Source organism: Bradyrhizobium sp. WYCCWR 13022 (genome assembly GCF_030435535.1).
Classification (GTDB): Bacteria; Pseudomonadota; Alphaproteobacteria; order Rhizobiales; family Xanthobacteraceae; genus Bradyrhizobium.
On record NZ_JAUIZJ010000002.1, the window covers coordinates 1,455,662 to 1,480,685 of the forward strand.

Sequence of the window (25,024 nt, forward strand, 5' to 3'; positions counted from 1 at the left end):
CGGCATGCACGTGGCGGTCCAGGCCATCGATCGGGAAATCTGGCGCGATGGTGTCGCGTCCGAGGGCACACGGCTGATCCCCGAGGAGACGCCGCTGGCGCTGACCTATAATGGCGGCACCTACGCCGTCATGATGGGGACGCCGCAGAATCTGGAAGATTTCGCCGTCGGCTTCAGCCTGGACGAAGGCATCATCACATCGGTCGACGACATCAAGTCGCTCGACGTGGTCCGCCTCGACGACGGCATCGAGCTGCGCATGTGGCTCGAGCAGGACAACGCTGCGCGCATCAGCGAGCGCCGCCGCCACATTGCCGGCCCCACCGGTTGCGGCATTTGCGGCATCGACTCGATCGCGGAAGCCGTGCGGCCCGCTTCCATCGTGCCGCCGGGCCAGTCCTTCACACCGCAGCAGATCATGACGGCGATGCAGGCGATCGCCCCGCTGCAATCGATCAACATGCAGACCCGCGCGGTGCACGCCGCGGCGTTCTGGTCCCCCTCGAACGGTATCGTGGCCCTGCGCGAGGACGTCGGCCGCCATAACGCGCTCGACAAGCTCGCAGGCTCGCTGGCGCGCAGCCGGACGAGCGCAAGCGCAGGCCTGGTGCTGCTGACGAGCCGCGTCTCGGTCGAAATGGTGCAGAAGACCGCCGCGATCGGCGCGCCCGTGATGATCGCCGTCTCCGCCCCCACCGCGCTTGCGGTCCGCACCGCAGCGGCTGCCGGTATCACGCTGATTGCCATCGCCCGCAGCGACGGGTTTGAAGTGTTCACGCACCAGGGCCGCATCACGGCTCGTCGTGCTCAGGAGATCATCGATGTCGTCGCCTGACCGCCTCGTCTACATGGCCAACCAGATCGGCACCTTCTTCCGCAGCCAGGGCCACGACAAGGCCGTGCCCGGGATCGCCGATCACATCAGGAAGTTCTGGGATCCCAGGATGAAGCGCGCGATCTTCGCGCATCTCGATGCCGGCGGCGCGGGCCTCGAACCGAACGTGCTCGAAGCCCTCACCTCGCTCAAGCAGACGACTTCCCTTCCAGAAGCGCACTGAACACGCGCCGCACCTCGCTTTGCGTCTCCTTCACGCGCGCCTCCAGCGAGGAGAAATCCGGCGCATCGCCGGCGCGCGCCATCACGCGCTGAAGGTCTGTTCCCGCCGTTTCCGGCTTGAAGCGGTCGCTGACGCAGAGCCGCAGGATCTGCGTCAGATCGTGATAGAGCCGCGCCGCGGCGCGCAGGATCTCGGCTTCCGATTGCGGCAGCACGCCGAGCCTGGCGGCATTCTCCAGCACCTGCAGTGTGCTGACATCGAGAATGTCGGGCTTGTCGTGTGCATGGACGAGCTGGAGATATTGCGCGATGAAATCGATGTCGACCATGCCGCCTGAGGCATATTTCAGGTCCCAATGGTCGGTCTCGCCCTTCTCCTGCGCGATCGCACGGCGCATGTCGGCGACGTCGTTGGCGGTAGTCGCAGGGTCGCGCGGGCGGGTCAGCACCTCGCGGATGATGCGCTCGATCCGCGCGGTGAATTCTCCCGAGGCCGACACCACGCGTGCGCGCGTCAGCGCCATGTGCTCCCAGGTCCATGCTTCGTTGGCCTGGTAGTCCGCGAAGGAGACGAGGCTGGACGCCACCGGACCCGCGCGCCCCGAAGGTCGCAGTCGCATGTCGATCTCGTACAGCACGCCGTAATTGGTGCGGGTGGTGAACGCGCTGATCAGGCGCTGGGTGAAGCGGGCGAAATAGTGCGCGCCCTGGAGCGATTTCCGGCCGTCGGAGTCCGGATCGTCGCTGTCGAAATCATAGAGCAGGATCAGGTCGAGGTCGGAGGATGCGGTCATCTCGCGGCTGCCGAGCCGCCCCATCGCGATGATGGCGGTCTCCTGCCCTTTGATGCGCCCGTGCTGAGCGGCAAAGCGATCGGCGACGAGACCGTGCACGGTATGGACGATGCCCTCGGCGACGTCGGCAAAGGCCGTGCTGGCCTGCTGCGCCGAGACGGTGCCCGAAAGAATGCGCGTGCCGATCAGGAACAGGCTCTCCTGCCCGAACAGGCGCAGCCGGTCCAGAAATTCCTCGTAGGAGCCGGCATCCTGCACCGTGACCGCAAGCCGCGCCGACAATTCCCGCTTGTCGGGCATCGCGCCGAAGAAGCGCGGATCGATCAGGCCGTCCATCAGCTGCGGCTGCCGCGCCAGCATCTCGCCGAGCCGGGGCGCGGCGCCGAGCACGAGCGCAACGAGCGCGACGAGATCGCGGTTCTGGCCGAGCAGCGTGATCAGTCGGCCGCCGCGTTGGAGCGCCTGGAGGAAATGGTCGAAGGCCACGACGGCGCGGTCCGGCTCCTCGGCATGCGCGAGACCGTCGATCAAAGCCGGCACGAACTCGACAAAGGCATTTCGCGTCGCCTCAACGCGGAAGACGCGGTAGTCGCCAGTGAGCCAATCGCGGACGGTCTGCGCCACGGCGGCGGGCTTCTTGAAGCCAAGCGTTGTCAGATGCTGGAGCAGGCGCGGATCGTCGGGACCTGCGCGATAGTCGATCGCCGGCAAGCTTGCCGTACCGGTCGGATCGTCGCCTTCGAACAGCTTTTCGTAGTGTCCCTGGACGATCTCGAGCTGACGCAACAAGTCGCGCGCAAACGTCTCGCGGCTTTGATAGCCGAAGAACCAAGCGAAGCGTTCGACCGCCTCCTTGTCCTCAGGCAGCGCATGGGTCTGCTCGTCGGCAATCATCTGGAGACGGTGCTCGGCGCGGCGCAGGAATTCATAGGCCGTGGTCAGCTCGTCGCGGGCCGATGAGGTGATCCAGTTGCGAGCAGCGAGGATGTTCAGCGCGGCAAGCGTCGGTCGCACGCGCAATTCCGGTTGGCGGCCGCCGGCGATCAATTGCTGGGTCTGGGCGAAGAATTCGATCTCGCGGATGCCGCCGCGACCGACCTTGACGTTGTGGCCCTCGACCGCGATCTCGCTCTGGCCGCGATAGGTCTGCATCTGCCGCTTCATGTCGTGCACGTCGGCGAGTGCGGCGAAATCGAGATGCTTGCGCCAGACAAAGGGCGCGATTTCAGCCAGCAGCGCTTCGCCTGCCCGGGGATCGCCGGCACAAGCCCGCGCCTTGATCATCGCGGCACGCTCCCAGGTGCGTCCTTCGCGCTCGTAATAGTTCAGCGCGGCATCGCGCGAGATCGCGACCTGCGTCGAGGAGGGATCAGGCCGCAGCCGCAAGTCGACGCGGAAAACGTAGCCGTCATAGGTGCGCTGCTGGAGAATGCGCGCCATGCCCTGCGTCACCCGGACGAAGAATGGCTGCGGCTCGATATCGGGCGCGAGCGTCGTGGCATCGGGATCGAAGAACACGATCAGATCGATGTCGCTGGAGTAGTTCAGCTCGCCCGCACCCATCTTGCCCATGGCGAGCACGATCAGGCCGCAACCGATCTCCGGCGCCTCTGGATCTGATGGCACGATCTTGCCGCGTGCGGCTTCCTGTCGCAGCAGGTACTGGAGCGCCGCCTGCACCGAGGACACCGCGAGATCGGTCAGCGCAGCCGTCACCCGCATCACCGGCCAAACCCCGCCGATGTCGCACAGCGCGATCAGGAGCGCCGCTTCCGCCTTCATGCGGCGAAGCAGCCGCATCACCTCGGCTTCGTCGGGCGCCGCCAGCACAGCGGCCCTCGCCTCCGCGATCAGCGCGGCGAGATGCGTATCCGGTTCGCTTTCGAGCAGCCGGATCAGGCGCAGCGGATCGGCGCGCACCAGATCGAACAGATAAGGCGAGAATTCCGCGATCCCGGCCAGGATCTCCCGCGCAAAGGGATGGACCAGCAAGGCTTCAAGACGGGTCGATTGTGCCGGCTCGAGCTCGGCCAGCCAGCCTTCGAAACGTCGCTCGTCTGACATGGAAGCGGCAATATGGGGAGCTTCCGCGAAGCGCGCGACCAGGCTCTCACCATGCTTGTCCGCGTTTCCCGGCGCGGAGTGGTTCATGCCACCTTCTGTGGCACATCCGCTACTGCAGGAGCAACCCTGTCGCCGGCCCCCACGCGCGCCGGCAGCAGCAGCGTGGCAACGAGACCGGGCTGGGCGTCGCCCAGGCGCAATTCACCGCCATGCAACGTAGCGACGGCGGAGGCGAGGCTGAGGCCAAGGCCGGAGCCCGGCATGGTGCGGCTCGCCTCCAGCCGGACGAATCGCTCGACGACGTGCTTGCGGTCGGCCTCGGGAATTCCGGGGCCACGGTCGGCGACGCTGAGCAGCACCTGATCGCCTTCGCGCTTCGCCTCGATCGTGATCTGACGGGCATCCATGCTGATCACGGTTCCCTGGGGCTGAGCGTCCGGCTTGCCGTACTTGATCGCGTTCTCGACCAGATTGGCGAGCGCCTGGCTGATCAATTCGCGATTGCCGTGAATGGGCGCCGCCTGGGTCTTGACCTTCAAGGTCATGCCGTCGTCTTCGGCCAGCGGCTCGTACAGCTCGTGAATGCCGACCGCGACGTCGGCGGCGTCGAAATCATCCATGTTGCCGCGCGCCTGGCCGGATTCGGCGCGCGCGATCATCAAGAGCGCATTAAAGGTGCGGATCAGCCCGTCGGATTCCTCGATGGTCCGCTCCAGCGCGGTGCGATAATCGGCCTCGCAGCCCGATTTCGCCAGCGCCTCCTCGGCGCGATTGCGCAAGCGCGTCAGCGGCGTCTTGAGGTCGTGCGCGATGTTGTCGGAGACCTCCTTCAGGCCCGACATCAGCGCCTCGATCCGCTCCAGCATGGCGTTGAGATTCTCGGCGAGGCGATCAAGCTCGTCGCCGCTGCGGCCGACCGGCAGGCGCTCGCTGAGATCGCCGGTCATGATGCGATGCGCCGTGCCGGACATCGCATCGATGCGCGTCAGCACCCTGCGCGCGACGAAGACGCCGCCGCCGAGGCCGAGCACGACGACGATCAGGATCGACCATTGCGCGGCCTTGGCCACGATGCTGAACAAGCGCCGCCGCTCGGCAAGATCGCGGCCGATCAGGAGGCGGAAGCCGTTTTCGAGCTGGGTGACGCGCACCAGCGCGCGATGGTCGCGATCGTCGGCATCCTCGATCCGACGATAGGCCGTCTCCGACCAGCCGGTCGTTCCCATCACGCCCGGCGCCAGCGAGCCGACATTGCCGGCGATCGCCTGCCCGGTCGGCGTCGTCACGAGATAGAGGTTGGCGCCCGGCCGCAGCGCGCGGTACTCGATCGTTCGCACGAGGCCGACCAAGCCGCGGCGATCATAGATCACGTTGATCTCCGAGGTCTCGGCATTCACCGTCTGGGTGATTTCCTCGGTGATAAGCCGCCGCGTATTCCAGGCGAAATAGCCGAGCAGCGAGGCCGCGAACATCGCGAACAGCAGCAGATAGACCAGCGTCAGCCGGAATGCCGTGGTGCGGACGAGTTTACCGAATGCCGTCACGGATCATGTACCCGGCGCCGCGGATCGTGTGCAGCAGCGGCCGCTCGAATCCCTTGTCGATCTTGGAGCGCAACCGCGAAATGTGCACGTCGATCACGTTGGTTTGCGGATCGAAATGATAGTCCCAGACGTTCTCCAGCAGCATGGTGCGCGTCACCACCTGGCCGGCATGCTTCATGAGATATTCGAGCAGGCGGAATTCGCGCGGTTGTAACGTCAGCTCGTCCTTGCCGCGGGCGACGCGGTGAGAGAGCCGGTCGAGCTCGAGGTCGCCGACGCGATAGAGCGTGTCCTCCGCCGGGCCGCCACGGCGGCGCGACAGCACCTCGACGCGAGCCAGCAGCTCGGCAAAGGAATAAGGCTTCGGCAGGTAGTCGTCGCCGCCGGCGCGCAGGCCCTTGATGCGGTCGTCAACCTGCCCGAGTGCGGAGAGAATCAAGACCGGTGTCGTATCGCCCGTGTCGCGCAGCGCGCCGATCAGCGACAGACCGTCGCGCTTGGGGAGCATGCGATCGACCACGAGCACGTCGTAATCGCCGCTCTCGGCCATGGCGAGGCCTTCCTCGCCGTCACCGGCGTGGTCGGCAATGTGTCCGACCTCGCGAAACGCCTTCACGAGATAGTCGGCGGATTCGCGGTCGTCTTCGATGATGAGGAGGCGCATCGTGCGTTCAGCGGCGGTCAAGGAGGTCAACCTTCTCTAAACATGGCGCGAGCGGCAATCGCATGCAAGCCAAGCGAACGGAACGTGGATAGGCAAAAAGGCGGGCGGTGAAGCTGGGGGGACCTCACCGCCCTAGACCTTCCGACGGAGGGGGGCGTGTTTCCACCGGAAGGTAGGTGTGGGGAGCGAGCGTTGCGCTGCTCCCCGGAAGAGTGCCGGCGGCGGGGGCGACCGATGCCGGCGACACTCTTCATCTCGACGGCCTCCTGAAGCTAGCCCTTGGCGATGGGCACCGCGACGAAGCGCGACTGGCCGCCGCTCTTCACGCGCATCAGGACGCTGTTCTTGTTGTCGGACCGCGCCGTGTTGATGGCGTCGCGGACTTCGCCGGCGGTGCTCACGCTCTTGCCGCCGACTTCGAGGATCACGTCTCCTTCCTTGAAGCCGCGTTCGGCCGCAGCGCTCTTCGGATCGACTTCGGTGACCACGACACCGTCCTTGCCGGCGCCGGCCACGGAGTTGGCGGGCGCAACGGTCATGCCGAGCTTCGGCACATCGGTGCCCCTGCTCGCACCCTTGCCGCTGCCGTTATCAGTGTCGGCCTTGGCCTCGACCGTGTTCGGCAGCTGGCCGAGGGTGAGGTTGACGACCTTGTCCTGGCCCTTGTGCAGCACGTCGAGCTTTACGGTCGCACCGGGCGCCATGCCACCGATGGTGCGGGCGAGTTCGCGCGCATCCTTGACGGAATCGCCGTTGACGGCCGTGATCACGTCGCCGGACTCGATACCGGCCTTGGCGGCCGGACCGTCCTTCTGCGGCTCCGCGACCAGCGCGCCTTCGGCCTTCTTCATCCCCAGGCTGTCGGCGATGTCGGACGTGACGGGCTGGATCTGCACGCCGATCCAGCCGCGGCTGACCGAGCCCTTGTCCTTGAGCTGGGCGACCACGCTCTTGACGGTGTTGGCTGGAATCGAGAACGCAATACCGACGCTGCCGCCGGAGGGCGAGTAGATCGCGGTGTTGACGCCCATCACCTCGCCGTTGGTGTCGAAGGCCGGACCGCCCGAATTGCCCTTGTTCACGGGCGCGTCGATCTGGATGAAATCGTCATAGGGGCCGTTGCCGATGTCGCGGCCGCTGGCCGAGACGATGCCGGCGGTCACGGTGCCGCCGAGGCCGAAGGGATTGCCGACCGCGAGCACCCAGTCGCCGATCCGCGGCTTGCTGTCCGCGAGCTTGGCGAACGGGAAGTTCGAGCCGCCCTCGACCTTGATCAAGGCGAGGTCGGTGCGCTGGTCGGTGCCGATCACCTTGGCGCTGTAGGTCTTGCCGTCGTCGGTGGTGACCTCGACCTTGTCGGCGCCGTCGACCACGTGGTTGTTGGTCACCGCAAAGCCGTCAGCCGAGATGAAGAAGCCGGAGCCCTGGCCCTGCACGACGCGGCCACGACCGCCGCCCCTGAGGCCGGGGATGCCATCCGGACCGCCGAAGCGGCGGAAGAAGCGTTCCATCGGCGAGCCCGGCTGGAATGGCGAGGAATCATCGCCGTCGTCGTTGCTCGTGGCCTTCTCCTTGATGTTGACCTTCACCGAGATCACCGAGGGCTTCACGCGCTCGACGATGTCGGCGAAACCGATCGGACGATCGACCTTCTTGACCTCGTTGTTGACCTGCGCGTGCGCCGGGCTGGAGAACAAATCCGCAGGCGACGTCGACGGGCTGAAGCCGTGGACGGCGATGCCGAGGCCGGCGACGACCGAAGCCATCAGCGCGATCCTGCGGGCGGAAAACACCGAACGGCGGGACTGCCGGTAGGACGGAAGGTTCGTGAGATCGGGACGGTCGGTCATGCAGAGGTCTCCAGGGCCTTGAAATCCTTCGGGTGCCAGTGGCGGCACCGTAGGGACCTGAAGATGGGGGCTTCAGCCTTACCGCGCGCTGGCTGCGGGGTTAAACTTTTGTAATGAAGGCGGGACCGTGCTGCGGCAGTTTAGCGCAGGCCAAAAGTCGCGTTCTTACAGGAGCTTAAAAGGATTCCGGCGAGATCGGCCAAAGCGCCCTCCGCCCTTCGTCAACTTGCCCTGACGCTGGCGATGAATTCGTCGACTTCGCGCTTCAGGGTCTCCGCCTGCTGCGACAGATCGACGGCGGAATCCCGGGCTTCAGCCGCCATGCGGCCGGTCTCGGCCGAGGTCGAGGTGATCTGAACGATGTGGTTGGAGACGTCGAGCGTGCCGCGCGCGGCGTCCTGGACGCTGCGGCTGATGTCCTGCGTGGCATTGCGCTGCTGGGCGGTGTCGACCTCGATGCCGGACATGATCGACGAAATCTCCGACAGCGTCTTCGAGATCGCGTCGATCGCGCCGCGCGTCTCCGCGGTGATGCCCTGGATGCTGGCAACATGCGCGGTGATTTCCTCCGTCGCCTTGCTGGTCTGATGCGCAAGGCTCTTCACTTCCGAAGCAACCACCGCAAAGCCCTTGCCGGATTCGCCAGCCCGCGCCGCCTCGATCGTGGCGTTCAGCGCCAGCAGATTGGTCTGCGATGCGATCGCCTGCACCAGTTGGACGACCTCGCCGATCTTGTCGGCGGCATCCGACAGCGTATGGATGGTGTCGCGGCTCTTCTCGGCTTGCGCCGCCGCGCCCTCGGCGCGCTGCGTGGCGTCCGTGACGCGGCGACTGATCGTGCCGATCGAGTTCGTCATCTCCTCGGCCGCGCCCGCAACCGTCTGCACGCTGGCGCTGGCCTGGCTCGCGCCGCTTGCCACGGCATTGGCCTTGCTGCTGGTGTCGTTGGCGGTCTGCGACAGCGTCTCGGCGTTGCGCTTCAGGTGCACGGCCGACGACGCCACGCTGTCGACCACGCTGGCGACGAGCCCGTTGAAGCCCTTGATCCGGTCATCGAGGTATTTTGAACGGTCAGCCTGGTGCTGCGCTTCGTGCAACTGCTGCTCGGTGAGACGGCGCCGTTCGATCCCGTTGGTCTTGAACACCTCCAGCGCGCCGGCGAGCAACCCAATCTCGTTGGTGCCGCCGAGACCCGGGATCGGCGTCTCGAATTTCTGGTCGGCAACCTCGCGCATGGCATGCACGATCGCCGCCAGGGGATTGAGAATGCCGTTGCGCACGGCGAACCAGGTGGTGAGGCAGATCGCGACGGCGATGACCGCGATCACTCCGCAGGCGACCAGGAACCAGGAGAACGCGGCCTGCGCCTGCTGGTAGATCTGCATCGCGTGGTCGCGCGCAGGACCGCTCAGCGCGGCGACGTCGGACGAGAGGCTGGTAATCTCGTTGTTGAGATAGAGCACCGCGACGAAACCCGTGCCGCCACCAATGCCCAGCAGGAACAATAATGCAGCGACGACGGCGCCGACCAGAAAACGGATCGTCAAATTGCAGTTCGTGAACATCGCTCGGAGACCCAGAGTCTAGAATCAAATCTCGCGACAAGCTTCCAGACAAAGGTCAACAGAGCATGAAACGCGCTCCGCCCAACATCCTACGTATCATTACTTAGGGCTGGGACGACTTCGCATCTTCGGACATCAACGCCGCGAGCCTCGCCTCTTCGTCCGGCGTCAGCGGCGGCGTCGGCAGATCTGCACCGTCCTGCGTGCGCCGGCGATTCTGCCGCCACAGCGCGAAGCCGCCACCCATCAGCAGCAGCGGCGCGAGCAGCCACAACAGCATGGTCTGTCGCTCGAAGCGCGGCTTCAGCAGCACGAATTCGCCGTAGCGCGCGACCAGGAAGTCGAGCACCTGCGAATTGCTGTCGCCGGCCGCGATCCGCTCGCGCACCAGGAGCCGCAGGTCGCGCGCGAGCGGCGCATCGGAATCGTCGATCGACTGGTTCTGGCAGACCATGCAGCGCAGCTCGCGCGACAATGCGCGCGCGCGCGCTTCCTTGGCCGGATCCGACATGATCTCGTCGGGCTGCACGGCATGCACCGCAGGCACGGCCAGCAGCATCAGCGCGACGAACGCGGCCATCATGCGGCGCATCGGATCACTCCGCCGGCTGCAGGCGCTGCTTGGCTCGCGCCGGCTTCGGCGCGCCGACGCGCAAGCGACGATCCGACAGCGACAGCATGCCGCCGAACGCCATCAGCACCGGCCCCCACCAGATCATCAGCACCAGCGGCTTGTGGTAGATGCGCACGGCGATCCCGCCCTCGGCGGTGACGTCACCGAGCGAGATGTAGAGCTGGCTCGCGCCGCGGGTCAGCAGCGCGGCCTCGGTGGTCGAGGAGCCGCGCGTGGTAAAGCTGCGCTTCGACGGCGTCATCACGCTGAGCGCTTCGCCGCCCCGGCTGACGTTGAACTGCGCAATCATCTCGCGGTAGTTCGGCCCCTGCCGCTCGAGCAGGCCGTCGAGCTTCAGATCATAGCCGGCGACCTGCGCCACGTCGTTCGGCTTCATCGTCGCGATATATTCGCTGTTCCAGGTCGTCTCGCAGACGATCCCGATCAGCGCGACACCGAGACCGGCATGCGCAAACGCGGTGCCCCAGGCCGAGCGAGGCAGGCCGCGGGCGCGGTGCAGCGTGGTCGCGAACGACAGGCGAAACAGGCCGGTTCGTTCGGCGATGTCGGTCACGGCGCCGGCGATGACGAAGATGCCAAGCCCGATCGCCAACGGCGCCAGCGCGCTGCCGCCACGCGTCCAGGCCCAGACGATGGCGATCACGACGAGGCCTGCGACGCCCGCCGCAAGCAGGCGCTGGGTCACACCGAGCAGGTCGCCGCGCTTCCACGCCAGCATCGGCCCGAACGGCACCGCAAGCAGCAGCAGTGCGAACAGCGGCACGAAGGTGAGATTGTAGAAGGGAGCACCTACCGACATCTTGAAGTCGGCGAGCACTTCCATCGCGAGCGGATAGAGCGTGCCGAACAGCACGACGGCGCAGGCCACCGTGAGCAGCAGATTGTTCAGCACCAGCGCGCCCTCGCGCGAAATCGGCGCGAACAACCCCCCCTGCTTCAACGAGGTCGCGCGTCCCGCGAACAGCGACAGGCTGCCCCCGATGAACAGGCAGAGGATCAGCAGGATGAACACGCCGCGGGTCGGATCGTTGGCGAAGGCATGCACGGAGGTGATGACCCCCGAGCGCACCAGGAAGGTGCCGAGCAGCGACAGCGAGAAGGTCAGGATCGACAGAAGAATGGTCCAGACCTTCAGCGCATTGCGCTTTTCCATCACGAGCGCCGAATGCAAGAGCGCGGTGCCGGCGAGCCACGGCATCAGCGAGGCGTTCTCGACCGGGTCCCAGAACCACCAGCCACCCCAGCCGAGCTCGTAATAGGCCCAGTAGGAGCCCATCGCGATGCCGAGGGTCAGGAAGATCCAGGCGACCAGCGTCCACGGCCGCACCCAGCGCGCCCAGGCCGCATCGATGCGTCCCTCGATCAGGGCCGCGATCGCGAAGGAGAACGAGATCGAGAAGCCGACATAGCCGAGATAGAGCATCGGCGGATGCACGGCGAGACCGATGTCCTGAAGCACCGGATTGAGGTCGCGCCCCTCGATCGGCGGATTGGCGATGCGCAGGAACGGATTCGAGGTGATCAGGATGAAGAGATAGAAGGCGCTCGCGATCCAGGCCTGGACCGCCAGCACATGCGCGCGCAGCGACAGCGGCAGATTGTTGCCGAAGGCCGCAACGAGCCCGCCGAACAGCGCCAGGATCGACACCCACAGCAGCATCGAGCCTTCATGGTTTCCCCAGACCCCGGTGATCTTGTAGATCAACGGCTTCATGGAGTGCGAGTTCTCGTAGACGTTGGCGACGGAGAAATCCGAGTTCACGTGCAACGTCACCAGCGCGATGAACGACGCCCCGACGAACAGGAGCTGCGCCAGCGCGGTGGAACGCGCCACGTTCATCAAGGCGGGATCGCGCAGGCGCGCGCCGATGACAGGCACGAAGGATTGAATCAGCGCCAGCGCGAGCGCCAGCACCAGCGCGTAATGTCCGGCTTCCGCAATCACCGCATCGCTCCCTGCGAATTGCCCTGCGCCGTCGTGGCGGCAGGCTTGGCACCACCAGACGCCTTGTCGGAAGCCTGGGCGCCGTAATCGTCCTTCCAATGCCCCTGCTTCTTCAGGGCATCGGCAACGTCCTTGGGCATGTAGGTCTCGTCGTGCTTGGCGAGCACGGTATCGGCCTTGAACACGCCGTTGGCATCGAGCGCACCTTCGGCGACGACGCCCTGCCCTTCGCGGAACAGATCGGGCAGAATGCCCTTGTAGGCAACGGGCAACTTGGCGCCGCCGTCGGCAACTTCAAACGTCACCGCCAGATTGTCGCCGCGCTGGAGCGAGCCCGGCTGCACCAGGCCGCCCAGGCGAAAACGGGTGCCGGGCTGGACGTGCTTTTCGGCCACCATGGTCGGGGTCGAAAAGAACACGATGGAGTCGCGCAAGGCATTGAGGACCAGCGCGGCCGCGAGCGCGAGAACGGCGAGCGAGCCGCCGATGATGGTCATACGTCGCTGCTTGCGCGTCATGGCGTATCCGTTCTCCGCTCGTCTCGTGCTGCGACCGTCATCCGTCGAGCCCGAGAGTCTTGAGGCCTTCATTGAGCTGGCGCAGCCGCTCGGCGTTGTTGGCGACCGCCTGTCGGGCGTCGCTCGAGGCGCCCATCGCCTTGTCGCGGTCGCCCATCACAAGATAGGCGCGCACCAGACGCAGCCAACCCTCGACGTCGTCGCCGTTCTGCTTCAGCCGCGTGGCGAGCCGTTCGACCATGCCGCGGATCATCGCATTGCGATCGCCATCCTTCATTTCCTTGGACGCTGCGATCGTCTCATCCGACAGCGCCGGCATCGTCACGCCGCCACCGCCGACACGCGCGAGCGAAGTCTGCACCAGCGGCCGCCACGGCGCATCCGCCGGCGCCTTCGCCAGCAGCGCGCGCCAGATATTGGCCGCGTCATCCCTGCGACCGTCCTGCTCGGCGGCGAGCCCGAGGAAATAGTTCGCCTTGGGATCGTCCGCGTTCAGCGCATGCGCGCGCTCGAACTCGGTCTTGGCTTCCGCCGTCACCACGCCGCTGGCGGCAGCCGCGATGGCCTCGCCGAGATCGGAGCGCCGCTCCGCGCTCTCGCCATTGTAGGCGATCGAATTGCGATAGGCGCGCACGGCCTCGTCGAAGCGGCCGAGCCGCTCCAGCACCGGCGCAAGCACGTTCCAGCCGCGGCCGTCGGTCGGGTTCTTTTCCAGATGTTGCTGGACCTGCACCACGAGGTTCTCGAGCGACTGCGCCATGCCGGAACCTGCACCGCGCTCGCGCTCCGCCAGCGGGAAATCACGCAGCGTCGGCGAGCCGAGCGGAACGTAGATGGCAATCGCGGCCAGAGGCAGGCCGACCAGCGCCAGCACGGCTGCCGCGCGGCGCCATTTCAGGCTGGTTGCCGGCGCGAGCGCGGACTCGCTGCCGGCAGCGGCGAGCAGCCTGCGGCTGATCTCGACGCGTGCGGCCTCGGCCTCAGGTAGCGCGATCAGCCCTGCGGCAAGATCCCGTTCGACCTCGGCCAGTTGGTCCTTGTAGACCGCGACCTCGCTGCCTTGATCTTGATCGCGCGCGCCACGGCCGAGCGGCCAGAGCACGGCGAAAATCGCCGCGACCGTCATCAGCGCGAACACGAACCATAGCGTCATCTGGCAAGCTTCCGGCAGCGCGTGAGCCGCGCCCATAGGTGGCTTTACACCACGGCCGGACGATGCGGCAATTGACAATTGTCAATTTGGCGCGAGCACACCCTGTCCCGAAAGGGTGATAATCCAACGGCTTAGCTGATCTCGAAGTCAACGCTTTGAGCGGCGTCCTCGCCATGCCCGTTGAGAGCCCTCAAGAAGTATGTTCCCGGCTCGATGGCCTCGGGCAATCTGATGCGCAACGCCCCGACGGGAACGGGCGATGCGACCCTGGTAACGGTCTCGGGCAGTTGTCGACCGCTCGCCTTTTCGACCAGCACCACCTTCGCACCGACCATCAGTCGTTGATATTTGGCAACAATGACGCGGTTTTCGATTTCGATGGAGCTGATAATGGGTTTCATGCGCCCACAGATAGAAATTCCAATGCTTGCACGGCGACCGTAGGGCCCGCAGCAGGCACCGTCAACCACAAATTGTGATCACGAAAAGATGCGCTTGAATCAGCTCGCGCGCGTCGATTTGCGTTCGCCCGTCGCGGCGTTCTCCGCGGCTCGGCTCATCAGCGAGGCGTAATCGTCGCCGAACAGCACCTGGCAGAAGCGGATCGCCGCCTGCACCTGCTGCTGCCGGTAGGCGCGGACCTTGTGGTCGGCGCCGCGCAACGACTGCACCACCTGCTCGGTCGAGCGTTCGACATATTGCTGGAGGTCGGAATAGGTGCGCAGCGTCACCTCGTTGATGGCGAGCTCGCTGGCGAAATTGCGGCAGGTCGCGACGAAGTCGATCAGCGCGACGGTTTCCTCGACCTCGGTGCTGTCGATCCGCGCGCCAGGCGGAATGTCCTTCTCGGGGCGCTGGCGCAGGATGCGGCGAACGCGGCCGGGAACGCTGTCGATTTCCGATTGCAGCGCATTGGAGATGTCGGCCCGGATCGAGGTCAGCTGCTTGCCCCAGGCGGAATCGTTGCGCAGGTCGAGCTCGGTGCGCAGACCGCGGACGCCGTCATGCAGCGCCTTGAGATTGTCGGCGACGGTCTCGAAATGGCCGCGCTTGATGTCCATGCGCAAATTGGCGGCAACGCGGGACAGATCGTGCAGGGCCATCGTGACGGCGACGCCATAGGGTGTGGCTGCGACGCGAATCTCGTCGTCGGAGGCGGCGATCTTGATGGCGAGGCGAATGATCTGCCACGGCGCGGTCATGCGCTGGACCACCACCGACAGCGCAAAGGGCAGCATCTGCGGGGTCTGGAGCACCGGAATGTTCAGCGCTGCGGTCACCGAGGCGATCTGGGGATCTCCGAACGCACGCAGGAAGCGCGGCAGTTTTTCTTTCAACGTGCCCATGGCCTCGCGAACGGCGAGCACCGCGCCGATCGAATAGAGGTCCTCGATCACGTTGGGCGGACCGACCCGGGCGAGCGCGCGCGACTTGTCGCCGCCGCCAGGCCCCGTCAGCTCGAAGATGGCGTCCGCAGCCACGACCTGAAGCTTGAGCGCCAGCGCCTCGACCTGCCCGGAACTGTCCGTGGCCGGCATGCGCGCCAGCGCCGCCTCGAATTCGTTGATCTTGTCCGGGGCGCCATCGCGGCCGAGCCATTGCCAGATCGGATGAAGCGAGGAGCGGCGGATCTGCCCGACCCGAATTGGCGCGCCAGCCTCGATCAGGAACGGTTCCAGCACCTGGAACAGCAACCGCGACAGATCGTCGGTGCGCGGCGGCGTGGCCTCGTCGGCCTCTGTCTTCCGCACGATCTTGCGGAGCTGTTCGAGCACCAGGGTCGCCACAGCCGTGTCCTGGCCGCGCTCGAGCGCGCGCTCGAACTCCCGCATCAGCAGCGCCTGCGCCTGCGGCGGGAGCTGCGCGAGATATTCCCTCAGCCGCTCGATCGATGTCTGGCTCATGCGCCCGGGTAATGCACGGTAAAATGGCGGACGTAGGATGCGTCCTTACCGATCATAGATGGGTGCGCCTTAAGAAGCCGTTGAGGAAGTCGCTCCGAAACCCTCCGGTTTCGCCCGGAAGCCAAAATAAGCGTTTCGGATCAGAGGATTATATTCCCGGCAGGACCAGCTCGGCCCGCAAGCCTCCGATCGGCGCGTGGCCGAGTGAGAGGCTGCCGCCGTAGAGCGCGGCAAGATCGGTCACGATCGACAGCCCCAGCCCTGAACCCGGCTTCGATTCGTCGAGCCGCTGGCCGCGGCGGGAAACCTGGGCGCGCTCGGCCTCCGAGAGGCCGCGCCCGTCGTCGTCGACGATCAGCCGCAGCCTGGGGGCTGCGCCCGTCTCGGTCGGGGCCTCCACCAGCACCTCGATGAAGACGCGCGAGGCCGCCCATTTGCATGCGTTGTCGACGAGATTGCCGACCATCTCCTCTAGGTCCTGCCGCTCGCCCCGGAATTTCGCCGAGGGATCGGCCTTCGCCTCAACAGCGATGCCGCGGCCGCGGTGGATCTTCTCCATGGTCCGCCGCAACGCCTCGATGGCGGGCGCCACCTCCGTCACGGTGCCGACGATCGAGACCCTCGCCGCGATGCGGGCGCGCTCCAGGTGATGGGCGAGCTGGTTGCGCATCACGTCGGCCTGCTCCATCACCTTGGCCGCGAACGGATCGGCCGCGTGCGTTCCGGCCTCGTTGACGATCACCGAAAGCGGCGTCTTGATCGCATGGGCGAGATTGCCGACATGGGTGCGGGCCCGCTCGACGATCTCCCTGTTGGCGTCGATCAACGCGTTGGTCTCGCGCGCGAGCGGCGCGATCTCGACCGGGAATTCACCCTCGAGCCGCTCGGCCCGCCCGGAGCGAATGTCGGCGATCGATTCGGAAATCCGCTTGAGCGGCGCAAGGCCGAAGCGGACCTGGAACACCGTCGTCAGCAGCAGCACGATGCCGAGCGCGGTGAAGGTGCCGCCGAGGTAGTAGTCAAAACTGCGCGTCTCGTCGAAGATCTCGGTGTCGTCGCCGGCGACGCTGACCAGATATTTGCCGTCGGCGCCGAGGTCGACGGGACGTTCGACCATGCGCAGATTCTGGCCTTCCGGCCCATCGACATAGGCGAGGCGAATGCCGGCCGCGGTGAGCTCGGCGCCCTTGTCTTCCAGCTTCGGCAGCTTCTTGTCCCAGAGCGAGCGCGACGAGCGCACCTCCGGCTTCTCGGTGTCGGTGCGCGTGATCTGCCAGTACCAGCCCGACAGCGGCAGCTCGAACAGCGGCTCCCCGAGCGACTGGAACTGGCGATCCGGCGGCTCGTCGGGGGTGGCGACCTCGGCGATCAGGGTGCGCAGATAGAGGTTGAGCCGGCGGTCGAAGGCACGCTCGGTAGCGTTCTTGTAGACCGATGACAGCACCACGCCGGTGATCGCCAGGATCACCACCAGCCAGGCGGTCGCCGACAGGAACAGTCGGTTGGCAAGCGAGCTGGCGGGCATCGGAATGATCCCGGAGGCGCGAGATGGCGGCATGGCGTCGGCGGTCATGTCAGGACCAAGGCCCGTGTCGGGCAGCCCGTCAAGCCAATATCCTTCGAAAGGCTCTCAGGCGCCCGGTGCCGGCGGCGGGGTCAGGAGATAGCCGAGGCCGCGGACGGTCTGGATGATGTCGACGTCGAGCTTCTTGCGGATGCGGCCGACAAAGACTTCAATCGTGTTGGAGTCGCGATCGAAATCCTGGTCGTAGAGGTGCTCGACCAGCTCGGTGCGCGACACCACGCGCCCCGAATGGTGCATGAGGTAGGCCAGAAGCCGATATTCGTGCGAGGTCATCTTGACCGGATTGCCCGACACGCTGACACGGCCGGTGCGGGTGTCGAGCGTGACGGGGCCGCAGCTCAATTCGCTCTGGGCATGGCCGGCCGAGCGGCGCAGCAGCGCACGGATGCGCGCCAGCACTTCCTCCAGATGGAACGGCTTGGGCACGTAATCGTCGGCACCGGCATCAAAACCCTGGACCTTGTCGCTCCAGCGGTCGCGCGCGGTGAGAATCAAGACCGGCATGGTGCGGCCGTTGCGGCGCCAGGCTTCCAGCACCGAAATGCCGTCCTTCTTGGGCAGACCGATATCGAGCACCACGGCGTCGTACGGTTCGTTGTCGCCGAGATAGTGCCCCTCCTCTCCGTCGAAGGCGCGGTCGACGACATAGCCGGCGTCCGTCAGCGCCTTGGTGAGCTGGCGATTGAGATCGGGGTCGTCCTCAACAACAAGCAGGCGCACGCTTCTCTCCAGAAATAAGCCGCATGAACACCGCTCCAGATGAGCAATTCCGGCGTGAACTGAATATGAACGCCGGGAACCGCCCGCGTTACTTTTTGGTCATATAAGATTTGGCGCGAGTCAATGCGACTGCGCCCGCCAGGCCACCGGAAGAACCGGCGGCATGGCGGGCGCGGTGTGCCGCTGATGGCGGCGAGGCGGAAGGTCCGCCCTTCCTGTTCGATCTGCCCGTCAGATTGCCGTCAGGTCCGGAAGAACACGAACCAGATGACGGCGAGGATCAGGATCGCGAGCCCGGTCGAGATGGCGAGCAGTGCGGCCACCGACGGCCCCGGTTCGCCCTGGCGCGCCTCGGTCGCAGTTTCGACGATCTGATGCTCCTCGCGCGTGGTTGCCATGGTGACCTCGATCCCTGGATGTCGCCTCCGATGGCCGCGACTTCTTCGCAGCCTGCATCCAGAGCCAACGCCCGATCCGATTTGATGTTCCGGCTCTTGCGCCCCGCATCGGGCCGAACCGCTGAGGTCAGCGACTGGTTAACGCAGTTGCAAGATTCCGCTCGAACCTGTGTATGATTCGGTGTTCCCCGATGGTATCCTCATAGGTCTGTCCCCGTTGCGTTTGGAGTAGCCCATGGCCCCCCGCGCCAATTGGAAGGGTTTTCTGCGTCTCTCGCTCGTGACCTGCCCGGTCGCGCTGTATCCGGCCACATCGGATACCGAGAAGGTCTCGTTCAACCAGATCAACCGCAAGACCGGCCACCGGATCAAATATCTCAAGGTCGACGCCGAGACCGGTGACGAGGTGACCTCCGAGGACATCGTCAAGGGCTACAAGGTCGACACCGACACCTATATCGAGGTCACCAAGGACGAGCTCGACGACATCGCGCTGGACTCGACCCACACGATCGAGATCGACGAATTCGTGCCGAAGTCCGACATCGACAACCGCTATCTGATCCGCCCCTATTACCTCGTGCCCGACGGCAAGGTCGGCCACGACGCCTTCGCGGTGATCCGCGAGACCATCCGCAGCATGGACAAGGTCGCCATCGGCCGCGTGGTGCTGACCAACCGCGAGCACATCATCGCACTCGAGCCGCTCGACAGCGGCCTGATGGGCACGCTGCTGCGCTACCCGTACGAGGTGCGCAGCGAGAAGGAGTATTTCGACGACATCCAGGACGTGAAGCTGACGAAGGACATGCTCGACCTCGCCAAGCACATCGTCGAGAAGAAGTCCGGCGCGTTCGAGCCGGAGCTGTTCGAGGATCACTACGAGACCGCGCTGATCGATCTGATCAACAAGAAGCGCGCAGGCACGCCGATCGCGGCCAGGTCCACGCCGAAGAGCGGCGGCAACGTCATCAATCTGATGGACGCGCTGAAGAAGAGCCTGGCCAGCGAAAAGGATGCAGCTCCGGCGGCGAAGGTCGCCAAAGAAACCGCCAAGGAAACCGCAAAAGCCAAGAAGCCGAAGAAGCGCGTCGAGGGCCAGCGCGAGATGCTGCTGCCGATCTCCGGCAAGGGCGGCAAGGACGCCGCGGCCAGGGAAACCGCGCCGAAGAAGGCCGACAAGCCTGTACGCGCGACCACGCGAACCAAGAAGGCCGGCTGACGGCATCGCATCACCGACCGCGCCGTGACGCCTCCCCTCACCGATCGGGCAGACTGATATGCCCTGGTCGACGCCGTTCGACGATCCGATCGGATTGCGCGGCGGCGCCAGGCTGCGCACGTTGCAGGAGGCCGCGGACTTCATCATGCAGCTGTCCGAAGACGAGCAGCAGGAGCCGCGCTGGCAAACCGCCATCGAGATGCTGATCAACGCGGCAGAGACCGGCGGCGGCTGGCTGATATTCGCCCGCATCGGCATGCTGCGCGCATTGAACGCGAATCGCCGGCCTCGATGAGGCCTCGCTCGGCATGCTTGCCGATCGGTTGACGAACAGCCTCAACAGACCCTTAAGCGGCAGCTCACTTGTCACGTCACGTTGCCATCATGCCGCACCCGGGTATTCCTACGGGACGCAAAATTAACCGTTGATTCCCCTTGCGCGCAGCATGGTCCGGCCATCGAAAAAGCAGGGCTCGCACGACTGTGCCGCAGCAGGACGTCAGAAAAAACTACATCGGCATCGTGAATGAAACGGCCGAGGACGAGCGTATCGCCGACGCGGCGGTGCGGGCGCAGGCACATGTCGTTGGCTATCTGATCGGACGCCTCGCGGCCGCGCTGGGACGGCCTCCAAAGGCGGCGCCGGGACGCACCACCACGAGTTGAGGCATGCGCGCTTCCGTTCATTTGAATGGATCATGAAACCTTCGCTTAACGGCTGTCACGTTAAGACACATCAGGTCGGGTCGGCCGAACCCGCCTTTATTGATGCGCGACAAGCGCCTCGTCGATCACTTTACCACTTTGATAACGCCGCGCGCCTACATTGGACCGGATGAACAGGAGTTGGCGATGACTTTGCTCAGGTCTTTTCTTGCCGATGAGAGTGCCGCCACCGCGATCGAGTATGGCCTGATCGCCGCCGGCATCGCGCTCGCCATCGTCACCGTCGTGACCAACACGGGCAGCGTCCTCCTCAGCAACAAGTTCAACTCGATCAGCACGGCCATGAAGTAGATCCGACACGCCGTCGTGGCCACCAGCGGGCCCGTCCCAGGCGCGGCCCGACGACCGGCTGGTTTCGCTGACCCAGCGGACCATGATCTGAGTCAAGCCTGTCGCGACAGCGACAGTTTAGCATGAGCGACCCGACTTTTGTGGTCCGTCATGCCTCCCGATCCTTCGCGCTCCCAGCTCAAGATACGCCGCGTCCATCTCGATACGGGCCGCGAGAACGTCGTCGTCGTTTCCAGGCGATCGAAGGCACTGCGCGCGGATATCTTTCGCGGCTTCAGCCGCGTCGAGCTTCGCCTCGACGACAAGACGCTGCTTGCGACACTCCTGATCACCGACGACGATGCGCTGGCGGCCCAGGACGAAATCGGCCTCTCCGAGCCCGCCTTCCACCGCTTCGCCAAACCGGTCGGCACGCTGGTCACGGTCGCACCCGCCGCGCCGCCGGAGAGCCTCGAAGCCGTGCGCGCCAAGATCCGCGGTCGAACGCTCGACAAGGCCGAGATCGACGCCATCATCAGCGACCTCGCGCATTTTCGCTATTCCGACATGGAGATCGCCGCCTTCCTGATCGGCTCGGCGAGCTTCATCACCAGTGACGAGCTCCTGGCCCTGACAGGCGCCATGGCGCAGGCCGGCACGCAGCTCGTATGGCCCGACCAGATCGTGGTCGACAAGCACTGCATCGGCGGCATTCCCGGTAACCGCACCTCGATGATCGTGGTGCCGATCGTCGCAGCCCACGGTCTCCCGATCCCGAAGACATCCTCGCGCGCCATCACCTCGCCGGCCGGAACGGCCGACACGATGGAGGTTCTGGCCCGCGTGAATGTCGGCGTCGAGGAAATGAAGTCGATCGTCTCGTCCTGCAACGGATGCCTGATCTGGGGCGGACATGTGAACCTGTCGCCGGCCGACGATGTGCTGATCTCGGTCGAACGCCCGCTCAGCCTGGACACCCGCGAGCAGATGGTCGCCTCCATCATGTCGAAGAAGATCGCGGCGGGATCGACGCACCTGCTGATCGACATTCCGGTCGGGCCGACCGCGAAAGTCACCACCGCCATGGACGCGATGAGGCTGCGAAAGCTGTTCGAATTCGTCGGCGACCGGTTCGGCCGCACGGTCGAGGTGATCACGACCGACGGCCGCCAGCCGATCGGCAACGGCATCGGGCCGGTGCTCGAGGCCAACGACGTGATGGCAGTGCTCGGCAATGAGGAAGATGCGCCGCGCGACCTGCGCGAGAAATCGCTGCGGCTCGCCGCCCATCTCCTGGAATACGATCCGAAGCTGCGCGGCGGCGCCGGCTATGCCCGCGCGCGTGAACTGCTCGACAGCGGCGCCGCCCTGAAGCAGATGCAGAAGATCATCGACGCCCAGGGTCCGTCGAAATGCAGCACCGATCTTGGACCCAGCAGCTTCGACGTCAAGGCGGCGCATGACGGCACGGTCGCCACGATCGACTGCCTCCGTCTCAACCGCCTCGCCCGCACCGCCGGCGCGCCACTCGACAAGGGCGCCGGCATTCGCCTCTTCAAGAAGATCGGCGACCGGGTCGAGCAGGGCGAGCCGCTCTACCGTGTCTACACGTTCGAAGGGCCGGAGCATGATCTGGCCGCGTCTGCCGCTCAGCAGGAGACCGGCTACATCGTCAACGGTCACGAGGTCCCACCGGGCAGGACGCCGTCGTGAGCACGGTCGTGTTCCAGACCTTGCCCTCCGGCGCCGGCGCGGCGAAGCGCATCGCGGCGCGGCTCGGACTGGCCTGCGAGGAGGTCGCCCTGCACCGCTTTCCGGACGGCGAACTGCGCGTGACGGTCGCGCCGGCGGCCGACACCACCATCCTCTATGCGTCGCTCGATCAACCCAATGACAAGCTGATCGCCGTGCTGTTCGCCGCGGAAGCGCTGCGGCGCGGAGGCGCGAAGCGGCTGGTGCTGGTCGCGCCCTATCTCTGCTACATGCGGCAGGACATCGCGTTTCATGCCGGCGAAGCCGTCAGCCAGCGCGCCGTGGGCACCCTGCTTGCGGCGATCGTCGATCGCGTCGTCACCGTGGATGCACATCTGCATCGCACCGCCGACATCGCTTCCGTGTTCCCCGGCATCGAGGCCGAGAATCTCTCCGCCATGCCGGCGATCGCAGACGCGCTCGCCGCCGGCGGCGTCGATCCCGCCACCGTCGTGATCGGTCCCGATGCGGAGTCCGAGCCCTGGGTCAAGGACCTGGCCGGACGGCTGGGCCTGCAGCACGCCGTCGCGCGCAAGATCCGGCGCGGTGATCGTGCCGTGGACATTGCGTTCGCAGATGCCGGGCTGCTGGCAGGACGGCCGGCCCTGATGGTCGACGATATCGTATCGTCCGGGACCACGCTGATGGCCGCGGCGAAGGCGTTACTGTCGATGGGCGCGACGACCGTGGATTCGATCGTGACGCATGCGCTGTTTCCACCCGCGATGATCGCTGCATTCATCAACGCCGGCGTCCGCTCCGTCCGCTCGACGGAAAGCGTACCGCATCCGACCAACGCGATCGCCCTCGACGCGCCTCTCGCGGCCGCCTTGCGGTCCGAACTCGGCACCACACCTTCGCCGGAGACAACGACATGAGCATCACCGTCCGTTTCTGCGGTGCCGCGCGCACCGTGACCGGCTCGAGCTATCTGTTCCAGACCGCAACCGGCCGCTTTCTGGTGGATTGCGGCCTGTTCCAGGGCCAGAAAACGCTCAAGGAGCTCAACTACGGCGCCTTCCCCTTCCGGCCGACCGATATCGACGCCGTCGTGCTGACGCACGCTCATATCGACCACAGCGGATTGCTGCCAAAACTCGTGAGCGAAGGATTTGACGGACCGATCCTGGCGACGCGCGGCACGATCGACCTCTGCTCCTACATGCTGCCGGACGCCGGCAGCATCCAGGAGTCCGAAGTCGCGCAGCTCAACCGGCGCAACAAGGCCCGCGGCCGCAAGGAGGTGCAGCCGATCTACACGCAGGCGGACGCGGTCGCGTCGCTGCAATCGTTTCGCGCCGTCGACTATGAACGCTGGATCGATGTCATCCCGGGCGTCCGTGCGCGCTACTGGAATGCCGGTCATCTGCTCGGCTCCGCCTCGATCGAGCTCGAGATCGCCCAACGAGGCTCCCCGCGCCCGCTGCGCGTGCTGCTCTCCGGCGATGTCGGACCGGAAGCCAAGCTGCTCCAGCCCGATCCCGAAGCACCGAGCGACCTCGACTACGTGATCTCCGAATCCACCTATGGCGACCGGGTGCGCGCCGCCACGACGCCTGCGCTCCGCCGGCAGCATCTCGCGGCCGAGGTGCGCGACGCTGCCGCAGCCGGAGGCGCGCTGCTGATACCCGCCTTCGCGGTCGAACGCACGCAGGAGCTGATCGTCGACCTCGTCGACCTGATGGAGCACGGCGAGATTCCGAAAGCGCCGATCTTCCTCGACTCGCCGCTGGCGATCCGCGCCACCGAAGTGTTTCGCCGGCACGCCGCGAGCCTCGACCCGAGCGTCGACGCCGAACGCCTGCTCAACTCGCCGCATCTCAAATTCACCGAGACCGCGGACGAGAGCAAGGCAATCATGCGGCTCAGCGGATTTCACATCATCATCGCGGCCAGCGGCATGTGCGACGCCGGACGCATCCGCCACCATCTGAAGCGCTGGCTCTGGAACGAGCGCGCGACCGTGCTGCTCGCCGGCTTCCAGGCGAGCGGCACGCTCGGCCGCTTCCTGCAGGACGGCGCCAAAGCCGTGCGGATCCAGGGAGAGGAAATCAGGGTCGCGGCACGGATCCGCATGATCGACGAATATTCGGGTCACGCCGACGGCGCAGGCATGGCCGGCTGGATTGCCGCACGGCGCCCCATCGCCCGCGGGCTGTTCCTGGTCCATGGCGAGGAAGGCGCCATCGCAGGCCTCGCCGAGCGAGTCGCCGAACGGATCATTCCGGCGGCCAAGGTGTACCAGCCGGTGCTGGACGACATCTATGAACTCGCCGCCCCCGAACCGCGCGTGATCGACGTCGATCATCGCCGGCGGCTCGCGCCGGAGGCTGTGACCCACCTCGACTGGCACAACGAGATGTCGGAGCTGATGCTCGACATCAACGACAGGGTCGGCGCGGCTGCCGACGACCGTGCCCGCGGTGTCATCATCCGAAAGCTGCGCCGCGCGCTGGAAGACAAAGTATAGCTGCGCTCGCAATGACGGAATGTGAGGCGACAGCCCGCTCGATCAACACCGTTTCATCGGCACGCATACTCTCGCGTTCTCGCGCCTGTTTTCGCCCGAGCTTTGCCAACTTTGACGATCGTGTCAGTGCTGATAGTCTTCATACCCTGGCGCGATAGGCCATGCAGTCAGTCATTGAACCATAACCAT

General features: G+C 65.7%; 23 protein-coding genes. 9 read left to right on the forward strand and 14 right to left on the reverse strand.

The features are described 5' to 3' along the window. Positions 1-4: 4 nt before the first annotated feature. Together fdhD and QY049_RS08030 are read left to right on the forward strand one after the other, a co-directional pair. Positions 5-835, forward strand: a complete 831-nt coding sequence (gene fdhD, locus QY049_RS08025) for a formate dehydrogenase accessory sulfurtransferase FdhD (protein WP_301269241.1) — start codon at positions 5-7, stop codon at positions 833-835. After that, positions 822-1,058, forward strand: coding sequence for a formate dehydrogenase subunit delta (locus QY049_RS08030; protein ID WP_194476749.1), 237 nt, complete (start codon positions 822-824; stop codon positions 1,056-1,058). The genes fdhD and QY049_RS08030 overlap by 14 nt, the downstream gene beginning before the upstream one ends. Here QY049_RS08030 and QY049_RS08035 read toward each other — a convergent pair. From QY049_RS08035 to QY049_RS08100, 14 genes are all read right to left on the reverse strand, one after another. Next, the gene (locus QY049_RS08035; protein WP_258762361.1) at positions 1,024-4,002 is read right to left on the reverse strand and encodes a bifunctional [glutamine synthetase] adenylyltransferase/[glutamine synthetase]-adenylyl-L-tyrosine phosphorylase; all 2,979 of its coding nucleotides are present in this window, start codon (positions 4,000-4,002) and stop codon (positions 1,024-1,026) included. The two genes, QY049_RS08030 and QY049_RS08035, sit on opposite strands and share 35 nt — an antisense overlap. After that, a complete protein-coding gene (locus QY049_RS08040; RefSeq protein WP_194476751.1) occupies positions 3,999-5,459 on the reverse strand; it encodes an ATP-binding protein in 1,461 nt (486 codons plus the stop codon). Before QY049_RS08040 ends, QY049_RS08035 begins: the two co-directional genes overlap by 4 nt. Continuing rightward, positions 5,443-6,123, reverse strand: coding sequence for a response regulator transcription factor (locus tag QY049_RS08045; protein ID WP_258762388.1), 681 nt, complete (start codon positions 6,121-6,123; stop codon positions 5,443-5,445). The genes QY049_RS08040 and QY049_RS08045 overlap by 17 nt, the downstream gene beginning before the upstream one ends. 272 nt (positions 6,124-6,395) lie before the next feature. Continuing rightward, positions 6,396-7,973, reverse strand: coding sequence for a Do family serine endopeptidase (locus QY049_RS08050; RefSeq protein WP_194476753.1), 1,578 nt, complete (start codon positions 7,971-7,973; stop codon positions 6,396-6,398). Positions 7,974-8,194: 221 nt separating this feature from the next. After that, positions 8,195-9,538: a methyl-accepting chemotaxis protein gene (locus QY049_RS08055; RefSeq protein ID WP_309493924.1), complete on the reverse strand. Its 1,344-nt coding sequence runs from the start codon at positions 9,536-9,538 to the stop codon at positions 8,195-8,197. A 103-nt stretch (positions 9,539-9,641) separates the two neighbouring features. Beyond that, positions 9,642-10,130 (reverse strand): cytochrome c-type biogenesis protein, encoded by a 489-nt coding sequence (locus tag QY049_RS08060; protein WP_194476755.1) that lies wholly within the window; start codon positions 10,128-10,130, stop codon positions 9,642-9,644. 4 nt (positions 10,131-10,134) lie between these two features. Then, a complete protein-coding gene (locus QY049_RS08065; protein WP_258762390.1) occupies positions 10,135-12,117 on the reverse strand; it encodes a heme lyase CcmF/NrfE family subunit in 1,983 nt (660 codons plus the stop codon). After that, a complete protein-coding gene (gene ccmE, locus QY049_RS08070) occupies positions 12,114-12,635 on the reverse strand; it encodes a cytochrome c maturation protein CcmE (RefSeq protein ID WP_194476757.1) in 522 nt (173 codons plus the stop codon). The genes QY049_RS08065 and ccmE overlap by 4 nt, the downstream gene beginning before the upstream one ends. A 37-nt stretch (positions 12,636-12,672) precedes the next feature. Then, complete coding sequence (ccmI, locus tag QY049_RS08075; protein ID WP_258762391.1) at positions 12,673-13,788, reverse strand: c-type cytochrome biogenesis protein CcmI; 1,116 nt, start codon at positions 13,786-13,788, stop codon at positions 12,673-12,675. Between the two features lie 131 nt (positions 13,789-13,919). Beyond that, entirely contained in the window at positions 13,920-14,189 is a 270-nt protein-coding gene (locus QY049_RS08080; protein ID WP_194476759.1) for a hypothetical protein, read from the reverse strand. Between the two features lie 99 nt (positions 14,190-14,288). Then, positions 14,289-15,692, reverse strand: a complete 1,404-nt coding sequence (locus QY049_RS08085; RefSeq protein WP_258762392.1) for a hypothetical protein — start codon at positions 15,690-15,692, stop codon at positions 14,289-14,291. Positions 15,693-15,840: 148 nt separating this feature from the next. After that, on the reverse strand, positions 15,841-17,217 hold the full coding sequence (locus QY049_RS08090; RefSeq protein ID WP_194476761.1) for a sensor histidine kinase: 1,377 nt from the start codon (positions 17,215-17,217) through the stop codon (positions 15,841-15,843). Between the two features lie 105 nt (positions 17,218-17,322). Continuing rightward, the gene (locus QY049_RS08095) at positions 17,323-17,997 is read right to left on the reverse strand and encodes a response regulator transcription factor (RefSeq protein WP_194476762.1); all 675 of its coding nucleotides are present in this window, start codon (positions 17,995-17,997) and stop codon (positions 17,323-17,325) included. Between the two features lie 242 nt (positions 17,998-18,239). Further along, a complete protein-coding gene (locus QY049_RS08100) occupies positions 18,240-18,395 on the reverse strand; it encodes a hypothetical protein (protein ID WP_194476763.1) in 156 nt (51 codons plus the stop codon). A 235-nt stretch (positions 18,396-18,630) separates the two neighbouring features. On the opposite strand from QY049_RS08100, the gene QY049_RS08105 reads away from it, so the two are divergent. From QY049_RS08105 to QY049_RS08135, 7 genes are all read left to right on the forward strand, one after another. After that, positions 18,631-19,617 (forward strand): Ku protein, encoded by a 987-nt coding sequence (locus QY049_RS08105; RefSeq protein ID WP_258762393.1) that lies wholly within the window; start codon positions 18,631-18,633, stop codon positions 19,615-19,617. 58 nt (positions 19,618-19,675) lie between these two features. After that, a complete protein-coding gene (locus QY049_RS08110; RefSeq protein WP_258762394.1) occupies positions 19,676-19,912 on the forward strand; it encodes a hypothetical protein in 237 nt (78 codons plus the stop codon). Between the two features lie 188 nt (positions 19,913-20,100). After that, positions 20,101-20,283, forward strand: a complete 183-nt coding sequence (locus QY049_RS08115; RefSeq protein WP_194476766.1) for a hypothetical protein — start codon at positions 20,101-20,103, stop codon at positions 20,281-20,283. A gap of 186 nt (positions 20,284-20,469) precedes the next feature. Further along, a complete protein-coding gene (locus QY049_RS08120) occupies positions 20,470-20,634 on the forward strand; it encodes a Flp family type IVb pilin (RefSeq protein ID WP_194482787.1) in 165 nt (54 codons plus the stop codon). Positions 20,635-20,784: 150 nt separating this feature from the next. Beyond that, the gene (locus QY049_RS08125) at positions 20,785-22,326 is read left to right on the forward strand and encodes a thymidine phosphorylase family protein (protein WP_258762395.1); all 1,542 of its coding nucleotides are present in this window, start codon (positions 20,785-20,787) and stop codon (positions 22,324-22,326) included. Continuing rightward, positions 22,323-23,243 carry a ribose-phosphate diphosphokinase gene (locus tag QY049_RS08130; protein WP_258762396.1) on the forward strand — a complete coding sequence of 307 codons (921 nt, stop codon included), beginning with the start codon at positions 22,323-22,325 and terminating at the stop codon, positions 23,241-23,243. Before QY049_RS08125 ends, QY049_RS08130 begins: the two co-directional genes overlap by 4 nt. Continuing rightward, positions 23,240-24,835: an MBL fold metallo-hydrolase gene (locus QY049_RS08135; RefSeq protein ID WP_258762397.1), complete on the forward strand. Its 1,596-nt coding sequence runs from the start codon at positions 23,240-23,242 to the stop codon at positions 24,833-24,835. The genes QY049_RS08130 and QY049_RS08135 overlap by 4 nt, the downstream gene beginning before the upstream one ends. The last annotated feature ends 189 nt before the right edge of the window (positions 24,836-25,024 follow it).

Coding starts and splice junctions, on each gene's coding strand:
- QY049_RS08105 (WP_258762393.1), top strand. CDS start 18,631: ATGGCCCCCCGCGCCAATTGGAAGGGTTTTCTGCGTCTCTCGCTCGTG.
- QY049_RS08135 (WP_258762397.1), top strand. CDS start 23,240: ATGAGCATCACCGTCCGTTTCTGCGGTGCCGCGCGCACCGTGACCGGC.
- QY049_RS08030 (WP_194476749.1), top strand. CDS start 822: ATGTCGTCGCCTGACCGCCTCGTCTACATGGCCAACCAGATCGGCACC.
- QY049_RS08055 (WP_309493924.1), bottom strand. CDS start 9,538: ATGTTCACGAACTGCAATTTGACGATCCGTTTTCTGGTCGGCGCCGTC.
- QY049_RS08060 (WP_194476755.1), bottom strand. CDS start 10,130: ATGCGCCGCATGATGGCCGCGTTCGTCGCGCTGATGCTGCTGGCCGTG.
- QY049_RS08085 (WP_258762392.1), bottom strand. CDS start 15,692: ATGAGCCAGACATCGATCGAGCGGCTGAGGGAATATCTCGCGCAGCTC.
- fdhD (WP_301269241.1), top strand. CDS start 5: ATGCACGTGGCGGTCCAGGCCATCGATCGGGAAATCTGGCGCGATGGT.
- QY049_RS08110 (WP_258762394.1), top strand. CDS start 19,676: ATGCCCTGGTCGACGCCGTTCGACGATCCGATCGGATTGCGCGGCGGC.
- QY049_RS08090 (WP_194476761.1), bottom strand. CDS start 17,217: ATGCCCGCCAGCTCGCTTGCCAACCGACTGTTCCTGTCGGCGACCGCC.
- ccmI (WP_258762391.1), bottom strand. CDS start 13,788: ATGACGCTATGGTTCGTGTTCGCGCTGATGACGGTCGCGGCGATTTTC.
- QY049_RS08050 (WP_194476753.1), bottom strand. CDS start 7,973: ATGACCGACCGTCCCGATCTCACGAACCTTCCGTCCTACCGGCAGTCC.
- QY049_RS08045 (WP_258762388.1), bottom strand. CDS start 6,123: ATGCGCCTCCTCATCATCGAAGACGACCGCGAATCCGCCGACTATCTC.
- QY049_RS08120 (WP_194482787.1), top strand. CDS start 20,470: ATGACTTTGCTCAGGTCTTTTCTTGCCGATGAGAGTGCCGCCACCGCG.
- ccmE (WP_194476757.1), bottom strand. CDS start 12,635: ATGACGCGCAAGCAGCGACGTATGACCATCATCGGCGGCTCGCTCGCC.
- QY049_RS08100 (WP_194476763.1), bottom strand. CDS start 18,395: ATGGCAACCACGCGCGAGGAGCATCAGATCGTCGAAACTGCGACCGAG.
- QY049_RS08080 (WP_194476759.1), bottom strand. CDS start 14,189: ATGAAACCCATTATCAGCTCCATCGAAATCGAAAACCGCGTCATTGTT.
- QY049_RS08125 (WP_258762395.1), top strand. CDS start 20,785: ATGCCTCCCGATCCTTCGCGCTCCCAGCTCAAGATACGCCGCGTCCAT.
- QY049_RS08035 (WP_258762361.1), bottom strand. CDS start 4,002: ATGAACCACTCCGCGCCGGGAAACGCGGACAAGCATGGTGAGAGCCTG.